This is a genomic window from Pedobacter sp. UBA5917 (assembly GCF_002432345.1).
Taxonomy (GTDB): domain Bacteria; phylum Bacteroidota; class Bacteroidia; order Sphingobacteriales; family Sphingobacteriaceae; genus Pedobacter.
On record NZ_DJDT01000125.1, the window covers coordinates 1 to 10,392 of the forward strand.

7 protein-coding genes and 1 pseudogene are annotated in these 10,392 nt (G+C 39.7%); 2 read left to right on the plus strand and 6 right to left on the minus strand.

What is annotated here, in order from left to right; genetic code table 11:
- Positions 1 to 2,452, minus strand: a pseudogene (locus tag B2V92_RS07465) (hypothetical protein); the annotation flags it as partial.
- Positions 2,453 to 3,337: 885 nt separating this feature from the next.
- On the opposite strand from B2V92_RS07465, the gene B2V92_RS07470 reads away from it, so the two are divergent.
- Positions 3,338 to 3,505 carry a hypothetical protein gene (locus tag B2V92_RS07470; protein WP_293306410.1) on the plus strand — a complete coding sequence of 56 codons (168 nt, stop codon included), beginning with the start codon at positions 3,338 to 3,340 and terminating at the stop codon, positions 3,503 to 3,505.
- A 28-nt stretch (positions 3,506 to 3,533) separates the two neighbouring features.
- Here the strand turns inward: B2V92_RS07470 and B2V92_RS07475 are convergent, their stop codons facing one another.
- The 5 genes from B2V92_RS07475 to proS form a co-directional block, all read right to left on the minus strand.
- The gene (locus B2V92_RS07475) at positions 3,534 to 4,181 is read right to left on the minus strand and encodes a response regulator (protein ID WP_293306412.1); all 648 of its coding nucleotides are present in this window, start codon (positions 4,179 to 4,181) and stop codon (positions 3,534 to 3,536) included.
- A 399-nt stretch (positions 4,182 to 4,580) separates the two neighbouring features.
- Positions 4,581 to 5,195 carry a Crp/Fnr family transcriptional regulator gene (locus B2V92_RS07480; protein WP_293306414.1) on the minus strand — a complete coding sequence of 205 codons (615 nt, stop codon included), beginning with the start codon at positions 5,193 to 5,195 and terminating at the stop codon, positions 4,581 to 4,583.
- 118 nt (positions 5,196 to 5,313) lie between these two features.
- Positions 5,314 to 6,165, minus strand: a complete 852-nt coding sequence (locus tag B2V92_RS07485) for a TIGR02757 family protein (protein WP_293306416.1) — start codon at positions 6,163 to 6,165, stop codon at positions 5,314 to 5,316.
- Positions 6,166 to 6,462: 297 nt separating this feature from the next.
- Complete coding sequence (locus tag B2V92_RS07490) at positions 6,463 to 7,602, minus strand: cystathionine gamma-synthase (protein ID WP_293306418.1); 1,140 nt, start codon at positions 7,600 to 7,602, stop codon at positions 6,463 to 6,465.
- 223 nt (positions 7,603 to 7,825) lie between these two features.
- Positions 7,826 to 9,298, minus strand: coding sequence for a proline--tRNA ligase (proS, locus tag B2V92_RS07495; protein ID WP_293306420.1), 1,473 nt, complete (start codon positions 9,296 to 9,298; stop codon positions 7,826 to 7,828).
- Positions 9,299 to 9,496: 198 nt separating this feature from the next.
- On the opposite strand from proS, the gene B2V92_RS07500 reads away from it, so the two are divergent.
- Positions 9,497 to 10,392: hypothetical protein (locus B2V92_RS07500; RefSeq protein ID WP_293306422.1), on the plus strand; the 896-nt coding region annotated here is incomplete at its 3' end.

Below are 10,392 nucleotides of genomic sequence, written 5' to 3' on the forward strand. Positions count from 1 at the left end.
TCTGAAGTTGATAATTAACGCCTGTCTGCGAATTGGCAAGACCTACGGCCACACCCGGGCCACCAGCGCAATATGCACCTCCGCCCGTTACATTATAAGCTGTTGGCAGCGCGTTTACCGTAATTACAACAACATTACTTGTATTTGATCCGATTACCGATGCGGTAACGATTCTTCTGTAACGTGTGGTTTGTGTTAATGCTGGAGGTGTATAACCAGAATTAGTATTTGTTCCGGCTGCCGAATTCCAGTTAGTACCGCCATCAGTACTTTGCTGCCATAAATAACTATATGTACCGCTACCACCCGTTGGAGCAGTACCGGTTAAAGCTGCTGGAGTTGATCCTGGACAAATGGCCTGATCAGCCGAAATAGTATTATTACTTACCTGTGCAACTACTGCAACAGCATTATTCGTTAAAATATTATTACAGGTACCTCCCTTTCCATTATTAGCACACTCTGTATTCGGGTTGGTTGGTGTAGATGTTGTGGCCGGATCAGTTGCATCTGGATCAGTTGTATCAGCCGGACGCAACATACTTGCTTCAACATTAATAGTATTACCGGCAAGCGCAGAACCTACAGTACCCACAATGGTATAAGTAGCTGTAGAGCCACTTACCATATTCAGCTTAGAATTGAATACTGTACCACTATTCGTAGAACTTGTTTCTGTAACAGCGCCCCCCGAAGTTGCGGTTAATGTTGCACTGGTAATGGTAAAGCCAGAAGGAGGAAGAAACCTGAATCCTGCCCCAGTTACATCACTTGTACTACCCGCACCCGGATTATTTATATTTTCCACAACTACAGTATACGTTACCGTGCTTCCTACAAGAACAGGGCTTGGAGAAGAAGTACTCACACTGGTAGTCTTTAAATCTGCTACAGCCACGTTTACATTTACTGGCTGAACCACTTCCGTTCCTCCAATATATGCCCAAGTATCTATAGTTACATCATTACCAAAGCTACTACTTCCAGTTCCAGCAGTTGCATTACCAGTACCTGAAGCCAAATAACTTCCCCATTTATGACCATTTGGTGTACTTGAAGATGGTGTTGTACTACTGATACCGTCGAGATTTGTTGTGGGTGATGATTTTTCTGAGGTTGTTGTTCCACTAAAAGTGATTGGGCTATCATCCCAATAAACTTTATTACTGTAAACAGTTTCATCAGTAGAGGCCGAATTGATTGTATAATTAGTGTTGTTCTGAGTTAACTCAATAATAATTCCTTGAGGGTTGATCTCCATATCGAGGAATGGAAAATGGACCTCTGCAGAAAAAAGCTTTACACGGATTGTACTAACGGTTGTCCCCGCAGGAAGTACATTACCATTTCCATCCTTACCATCCCAAACAACTGAATTACTACCCTGAAAAGCAGTTCCGGTCAAAACCCTGTTTGCACCACTTGAAACAGGTATAGTAATTCGGTAGGAACCAGCAGTGCTAGCTGTAAATGAAATTGTTCCTCCCTTTTGCCCAGCTTTATTTGGGGTACCTTCCGCCCCCGTCAATAATGTATTAGAAACAACAGGATTAATCGGAATATTTTTCACCCAGGTAGTTGTAGATATACCCGGTCCCGTAGGATCATTAATATCTGTTAGGCGAATAGGCATTGAGGAGGTTGTTAAATCGGGCGACGGCACGGTATAAAACATCTTATGAGTTACATTCGTACCATTGTCATTTAACCTTGGATCCTGAATTTGAGAAGAAATTGACGTTGTAGAATTTAAACTTTTGTAAGTTGGATTAAATGTTGTAGCATCATAAACTCCTTTATTATTCACAAAAAACGTAAAACCAACTCCCACATTTCCATTATTTTGGACTTTATAAGCACGGCCGTCTTTGGTTAAAACATAATTAACACCATAATACCCCTTAGTTGATTGAAAATTATTAGTGCTACCATTTGTCATGGCTGTATGCAATCCCAGATTGAGAACATTTGTATATACACGCCCAGGTTTCAATGTTGTTCCACTAAATACTGAAACATCCCATGCAGCAATTGAACTTGTTGCATTATCTGTACCTTGAGACCAACTCGAATTAGCCGGAATATCCGTTCTGCCATCAACAACGGTATTGTTGGCGCTGCCAGCAGGAGGAATAAAATCTACCCTATAAATCCCCTCTATTGTAGTATTTGTAGCCGAAACAAGGAATGGGGTATATCCACCAGATGCTGGAAGCGGACCAGCCAATTCTTGCGTACGGTTTGTAATTCTTCCAGCAGTTGCTGCTGCTCCAGTACCTGAAGTAAACTGAGTACCGTCGGGTCTTGTTACTATAATTGTTCCACTTTGATATCCCTGTGCACTGGAACCCAAAGAAATTATTTCACCAACTTTAACGTAAACATAATGGGTACCTAAAGTTTTAAAAGGCCAACTGGTAGGAGATTGAGCAGTGTTAACATTCGATATCAAAAATGCTCTATTACCAGCAACGCCACTCGGATACAAATCCTTACTCCCATCTGCAAAAGCCGAATTTAGATTCGTAAAAAGAAGTACAATCGCTAAAAATAGTACCGATATGAAATATTTACCGAAAAAACTCGTTAAATAATTATTAGTCCTCGAAAAATTCCGTGCGGGGATACACGAAGAGAGTAAATTTTTATTCATATATGGGATATAGAAGTATTACACGAATTGAGATAATGTAGTTTGTAATAGCTATTTGCTGGCTTATAGATACTTACGAAATCTTAAAACCAACAGTTTTGAAATGAATAAAAACGAACAGCTCATTTTTACAGATCAGTTCATTTCATTCATTTTCACCCACAAAGATATATCATTGAACTTTTATTTCCTTTATCAATCAACCAATAATGTATTACTAATAATACAAAATATAAATATTTTGATATTTGTCATATAGATTATGACTTTTAGAGCACCTAAAGGCCTTTTCGTTATACCCAAAAATCCAGGCACATTTGATCTAGGTCAATATTTTTACTACAACTTGTAGCTCTATAATCTTAAAGTCATATTAATCAGACGGATTTTTGACAAATTGGTTGCTTTTTTAAGAAGAAAATTACAAGATTCGATAAGCATTATGTATCATTTATTACTATCAATAGATCCTTAATCCTACAGATAATTGAATAAATAATAAAATACAGACGAAACGAAATGCACTAACATAATTTTTTACCTATTGCAACGTTGTCCTATGTCAAAATAGAAAGCCATACTTACCTTCTAACTATAGGCAACCGCACAGTTTTATTTACAGATCCATTTTAGCAAAACTTTAGCTATTCAGATGTGTTCTATTGGTATCAAAAAAATGATATTATGGCTAAAAAGGAAAAAGAAAATAAAACAAGCGGGAGTTCAAAAGAAAAAGCTTCGTTCGACCAGAACGGAAAAGGAGCTTCAGATAAATTTGGTCAGGCAGGATCTAGCCCGAACGAATCAGGAGTACCGAAAACCGGTAAAACAGATAAAGAAAAAAAGGGATAGAAGATAAAAAGAGTATAAAATACTCTTTTTATCTTTCGTAGATGCTCATCTTTTCAGCAAGCTCTATGATACTTTTGATTTTCAGTTTTTGGAACAACCTTAATTTATAAGTACTTACCGTACCCATCTGAAGATTTAACTGGTTGGAGATTTCCAATACACCAATACCCTTTGTAAGCAATTCTGCTACCTCTAATTCCCTGCCCGAAAGTTTGGTAAATGGATTATCGGCATCGTTACCCAATATGCTGTTAAACATATTTTCTTTTACGTTCCTGCTCGAATAACGGCTGCCAGCTAAAATGGTAGTAATGGCAGTTACAATTTCCGATTCTTCGGCATTTTTGGTCAGATAACCAGATGCACCCGATTTAAGATAAGGAACCGCGTAAATATTCTCGTTCAAAGAAGAAAATACCAGGATCTTGGCATTGGGCTGAACTAATTTTAACTGGTCAATTACTTTTAGGTTGTTACCGCCAGGTAGGTTAACATCAATAATGATTAAGCTTGGCGACTTTTCTGTTTCAACGAGTGCTTGCTCTAAAGTTGATGCGTGGATGATTTCAACACCAGGCCAAAAGTCTGATATTAAACCTTTTAAGCCACGACGGATGATTTCATGATCATCAGCGATAAGCACTGTAAAAGTATTTACGGCATTTTTTGTCTTCATTGTTTTTAAGAATATTCTGCAAGTTAATAAAAAGTTATTTTTCTTGTACGCAATAGTACTTATTTTTTTATCAAAATGTGTAAATATTATTATACACATCTTAACAGTTTTGTTAAAAACACATTAAACTTGCCGGTATGATGTTAGGCATAATAGCTGGATATGGTAAAGAAATCGCGCCTATCCGGCTGCTATTCTGTTAGAGAACCTATAATTATCAGCGGTCTTTTATATCAAAAATGTGTATTGCACTAATCGCACTTTAAATAGCTTTTATCATACAGCTTTACACCATAATTAATATCGGTGTGCCCAAAAGTGCAGTAAAACGAATGAATAGATTATGAAACCGCTATAAAAACGTGTAAATCCATTGGGAAATATATGGATTGGGAATACCTAAATTTTAGCCCTGATCCTGCTCAGTGTTTCTAACCGGATGGCCAGAAAAGATGCAATATGTTTTAACGATACTCGGTTGATTAGTCCCGGAAAAGAAACCAGGAAACGTTTATACCTTTTCTCCGCAGATGAAATACGGCACAGATAGGCACGTTCTTCCGCTGAGCGATAATACAACTCCATCATTTTCCTGCCAACGATATTGGCCTCTGCAAAATTTTCGTAAAGAAATTCGGACAGTACATGCGGGATAGCAATTAAGTCAACATCTTCCAATGCCTGCAGATACTCTTCCGAATCGCCCTCTACCCATAAATTACGGATAGTACCCACTACCTCGTTCTCTTTCGCAATCCAGGTGGTTATTTCGGTACTTCCATCTTTTACAAATCCCCGTACCACACCTTTAACAATCAAAAAGAGGTATTTATTCCGGTCAACAGGCGAAACCAGGTACTTATTCTTTTTGTAACTGATCGGAAAAGTATGCTGGTTGATCCGCTTTTCTATATCGGCATTAAGGGGATGGAATTTTTTAAAAATTGATACCAGTGGAGAAAAATTATTGTATTTCTTCCACCTATCTTCATCAGATAAATTGACTGCGAGCATAGCAATAACGGTTGGGATAGCTTGTAATTATACCGATAACAGCAAAATTACTTAGTAAGTATAAGAAGATTACTATTGAAAAAAGAATTTTTTTTGACTTTTCTCAATTTCAATCCCACTAAAATACCTTTTCTACACCTAAACCAAACAGTGCAAAATCGTATTTTACAGGATCGTTCGGATCAAATTGTTTTAAATGCTCCGTTAATTCCACAGCAGTCTGCCAATCGGTCTGCTTGCGGTTAATCAATCCCAGCAACCTCCCTACCCTATCCACATGCACATCGCATGGGCACACCAGATTCTTTGGTTTAAGCGTTTCCCATATCCCAAAATCAACCCCTTTATTATCGGCCCTAACCATCCATCTCAAAAACATGTTTAAACGTTTACAGGTTGATTTTTGCCTCGGTGATGAAATGTGTTTCTTCGTACGGTGCGGAAAATCTTCCAGCGAGAAGAAATACGATCTAAAATGGTTCAAAGCCTGCTCAATGGAAAAACTGAGACCGGCAGAATAACAAACGGCCGACGAGACTTCTATATCCTGTGCAACTGAAGAAACCTCGAGATACTCCGACCTGAAAACATCCTGTTGAGGAATAAAAGCCTGTTCGAGACTATCGAAACGCTGATAATGCTGTTTAAAGAAAGATATGAAATACAGCAGATCCGTATCGTTAAAGGTACGGTGCTTAAAATTGAGCAGGCGTTTAAGCTCATCATCGCTATGGTTCAGCACAAAATCGTAAGGAGCATTATCCATACGGCCAAGCAGTTCCCTGCACTTATTAATGATGGTTTTGCGTTGCCCCCAGGCTAAAACTGCAGCAAAGAAACCCGCAATTTCAATATCCTGTTTCTGCTCAAAAAGATGCGGGATACAAACCGGATCATTCACTATAAAATCAGGCTGATTGTACTGTTCAACTTTATGATCAAGAAAATTTTTGAGCTCCAGGAATTGCATAGGGTATTTTGGTTAAAACGAAAGAAGTAAATAAAAATGGCCGTCATCTCGACCGATTGCACTCCAGTACCATTGACAGACTTCAATAAAAAGAGTCGTCATCTCGACCGGAACGCAGTGGAGTGGAGAGATCTATCTCGAGACAGATTTAGCTTCGCTGAGCACTTACGTGGTTCTCGGCTACGTTTCACTCCGCTCGAAATGACGGTAATTTTGGGAGTATATGCATTAACTCCCTATCAAAAATATTGACTTTATACAATAAACTATCTCTCGAAATGACGATACACGCAAGGCTTAAGCCAAAGCACGTTCCAGATCTTCCAAAAGATCGTCGATATCTTCTACGCCAACACTTAAGCGTAACAGGTTATCCGTAACCCCTACTTTTTCCCTCTCCTCTTTCGGGATCGAACCATGGGTCATGGTAGCCGGGTGGTTGATCAACGATTCTACCCCGCCTAGCGATTCGGCCAAAGTAAACACCTTAAAATTAGACGAAATCCTAAAGGTTTCTTCAAGATCGGCTCCTTTTAATGTAATCGATATCATACCACCAAAACCGCGCATCTGTTTTTTAGCCACATCGTGGTTAGGATGGTCTTCGAAACCCGGCCAGTAAATTTTATCTACTTTAGGGTGTGTTTTTAAATAATGTGCAATCCGTTCGCCGTTTTCGCAATGTGCTTTCATCCTTAAATGAAGCGTTTTAATCCCCCTCAAAACCAAAAAAGCATCCTGCGGACCAGGTGTTGCACCACAGGCATTGTAAATAAACCAAAGGTCTTTATACAAAGCTTCATCATTGGTTACCAAAGCCCCCATCACCACATCAGAGTGACCGCCGATATACTTTGTTACCGAATGCATCACGATATCCGCACCCAAATCGATCGGGTTCTGTAAATATGGTGAGGCAAAAGTATTATCAACCGTAAGGATTAAATTTTTCGCCTTTGTAATTTTGGCTACACCTTCAATATCAATGATCTGCATGGTTGGATTGGTCGGTGTTTCGATCCAAACCAATTTGGTCTTATCATTGATATATGGCAGCATATTTTCCGGATTGGAAAGATCCAAAAAGTGGAATTTAATACCATATTTAGTGAAAATTTTGGTAAAAATACGGTAAGAGCCACCATAAAGATCGTTTCCGGTAATTACTTCATCACCAGGCTGCAATAATTTCAGTACCGCATCTGTTGCCCCCATTCCACTCGAAAAAGCTAGTCCATATTTAGCATTTTCAAGCGCTGCCAAACAATCTTCCAAAGCTTTACGTGTAGGGTTGGTTCCCCTCGAATATTCGTAACCCTTGTTATCACCCGGCGATTTTTGCCAATAAGTGGAAGTTTGATAGATCGGTGTCATTACAGCACCTGTTGTCGGATCAGGCTCCTGGCCTGCATGTATGGCTTTAGTTGCGAATTTCATTTTTTTTAAGATTTGAGATGTTAGATTTGAGATATGAGACGGGATTTACGCTCATATCTGGTGTTTCAAACCTAACATCTATTTTAAAGATCTGGGATGAGACGCTAGGAAGTGATTTAATCTCAAATCTAGTGTCTCAAATCTAATATCTATTTTTAAAATTTAGGATTTAAGACACGAGAAGAGTTAATCTCAAATCTAATGTCTCAAATCTCAAGTCTAATTAATAAGCTCTTGCAAATAACACTCTCTGGATAGATGGTTTGCCCGAATAAATACAAACGCCGTCTTCCAGTTTATTATCTAAAGGAATACAACGGATGGTTGCTTTGGTTTCCTCTTTAATTTTTTGTTCTGTTTCCGGTGTTCCATCCCAGTGTGCAGAAATAAAACCTGCTTTCGTATCCAACAGTTGCTGAAATTCTTCGTAGCTATTGGCTTCGGTAATGTGCTCATCGCGGTAAGCCAATGCTTTATTGAACATATTCTGCTGAATTTCTTCCAACAGTTTAACGATGTAAATATCCAAACCTTCCTGTGGTACGGTTTGTTTTACCTTTGTATCCCTACGGGCAATTTCTACAGTTTTATTTTCCAGATCGCGACCTCCGATTGCAATACGCACCGGCACACCTTTCAATTCATATTCTGCAAATTTAAAGCCCGGACGCTGAGTATCCCTGTCATCATACTTTACAGAAACGCCCAAACCTTTTAAACGCATGGTTAATTCGTTTACATAACTCGAAATTTTGGCCAGATCTTCATCACCTTTATAAATCGGCACAATAACCACCTGGATAGGCGCTAATTTTGGAGGAATAACCAATCCCGAATCATCACTATGTGCCATAATCAAAGCCCCCATTAAACGGGTAGAAACACCCCATGAGGTAGCCCAAACGTGATCTAACTTACCATCTTTACCTGTAAATTTTACATCAAATGCCTTAGCGAAATTCTGTCCCAAAAAGTGCGAAGTACCCGCTTGTAAGGCTTTACCATCCTGCATTAAAGCTTCTATGCAATAAGTATCCAATGCACCGGCAAACCTTTCGTTCGGCGATTTACGTCCCCTTACTACCGGAACAGCCAGCCAGTTTTCGGCAAAATCGGCATAGATATGCAACATGCGTTCTGTTTCCTCAATGGCCTCTTCTGCGGTAGCATGTGCCGTATGGCCTTCCTGCCACAAAAATTCGGCAGTACGTAAGAACAACCGGGTACGCATTTCCCATCTTACCACATTCGCCCATTGGTTGATCAGGATAGGCAGATCGCGGTATGATTGGATCCATCCTTTATAGGTATTCCAGATAATCGTTTCGGAAGTTGGGCGAACAATCAGTTCTTCTTCCAGTTTGGCAGTTTCATCCACTACAATATTGCCATTACCGTCGTTTTTTAAACGGTAATGTGTTACAACGGCACATTCTGTTGCAAAACCCTCAACGTGAGAAGCTTCCTTAGAGAAAAATGACTTTGGGATGAATAATGGAAAATAGGCATTCTGATGGCCTGTATCCTTAAACATTTTATCTAAAACAGCCTGCATTTTTTCCCATATAGCATAGCCATTGGGCTTTATAACCATACAACCACGCACTGCGGAGTGCTCTGCTAAATCTGCTTTGATTACGATATCATTATACCACTGGGAATAATCTGCTTCTCTACTTGTAATTTCTTTGCTCATGTTATGTATTTGGAACGTAATTTGTATGTTAAAAAGTGTAAAATTAGCTAGCAAATTTATAAATTTATGCCTACAAACGATTAAGAATTGACATCAATTATAATTTAACGTTTTTAGACTAAGTAAATAGTTAGAAATTAACTACTTTTGAAACCTGTTTATTACATTCGTGAACACACACAACTAAATATAAACACAATGAAACCAATTAAATTTTTACCCATTGTTATGATTGCTGCTGCTGGGTTGGTGGCTTCATGCTCTACATCAAAATTGGCTCAAACCAAGCCTGCTGATGATGTTTATAACTCCGTGGCAAAAGCCCGTGAGGTTGAAGTTGTACTTCCATCCCAAAACCAACAGGGCCAGCAATACCAGGCCCAAGGTCAGGATGAATACGACGAATATTATGGTACCAGTAATCCTTATTACGATATGGATTATTCTTCAAGGATAAACCGATTTTATAACGGGTATAGTTTCCAGGGATACTACGATCCATATTTCGACAATTATTATTATGGAAACAGCTATGGTCCATCAAACTATTTAGGTATAGGTATTGGTTGGGGCAACGGTTATGGTTTAGGCGGCTGGGGCGGCGGATTTGGAGGAGGCTGGGGTTATGGCAGCATCTGGAACAACCCTTTCTACTACGGCAACTACGGCTATGGGTGGAACAACCCTTGGGGCTGGAACTCATGGGGACCTAATTCGTACTACGACCGTTATGGTTGGGGCGGCGGCGGATACTACGGCGGTGGCTGGGGTATTGGTGGCGGCTACTATGGCGGCGGCGGTGTATACACCAACAGAGGTAGTTACAGGGCTAGACCTGGAAGCGATGACAGAGGCGTGCCAAGATATGGCGGCTCAAATGGAGGTAACGTAGGTAGACCAAGCAGATCAGGTGTAGCAAACCCAAATGGCGGAATTTCTTACGCGCCTAATAACAATGCTGGCAGACCGGTAAGAAGTCAGGCTAATGGTGGTTATACCCAAAACCAGGGCGTTCAAAGTGGCAGACCTACCAGAAATGAGAATTATACTCCTCAACAAAATAACCAGGGTAGCAGACCTACCAGAAATGAGAA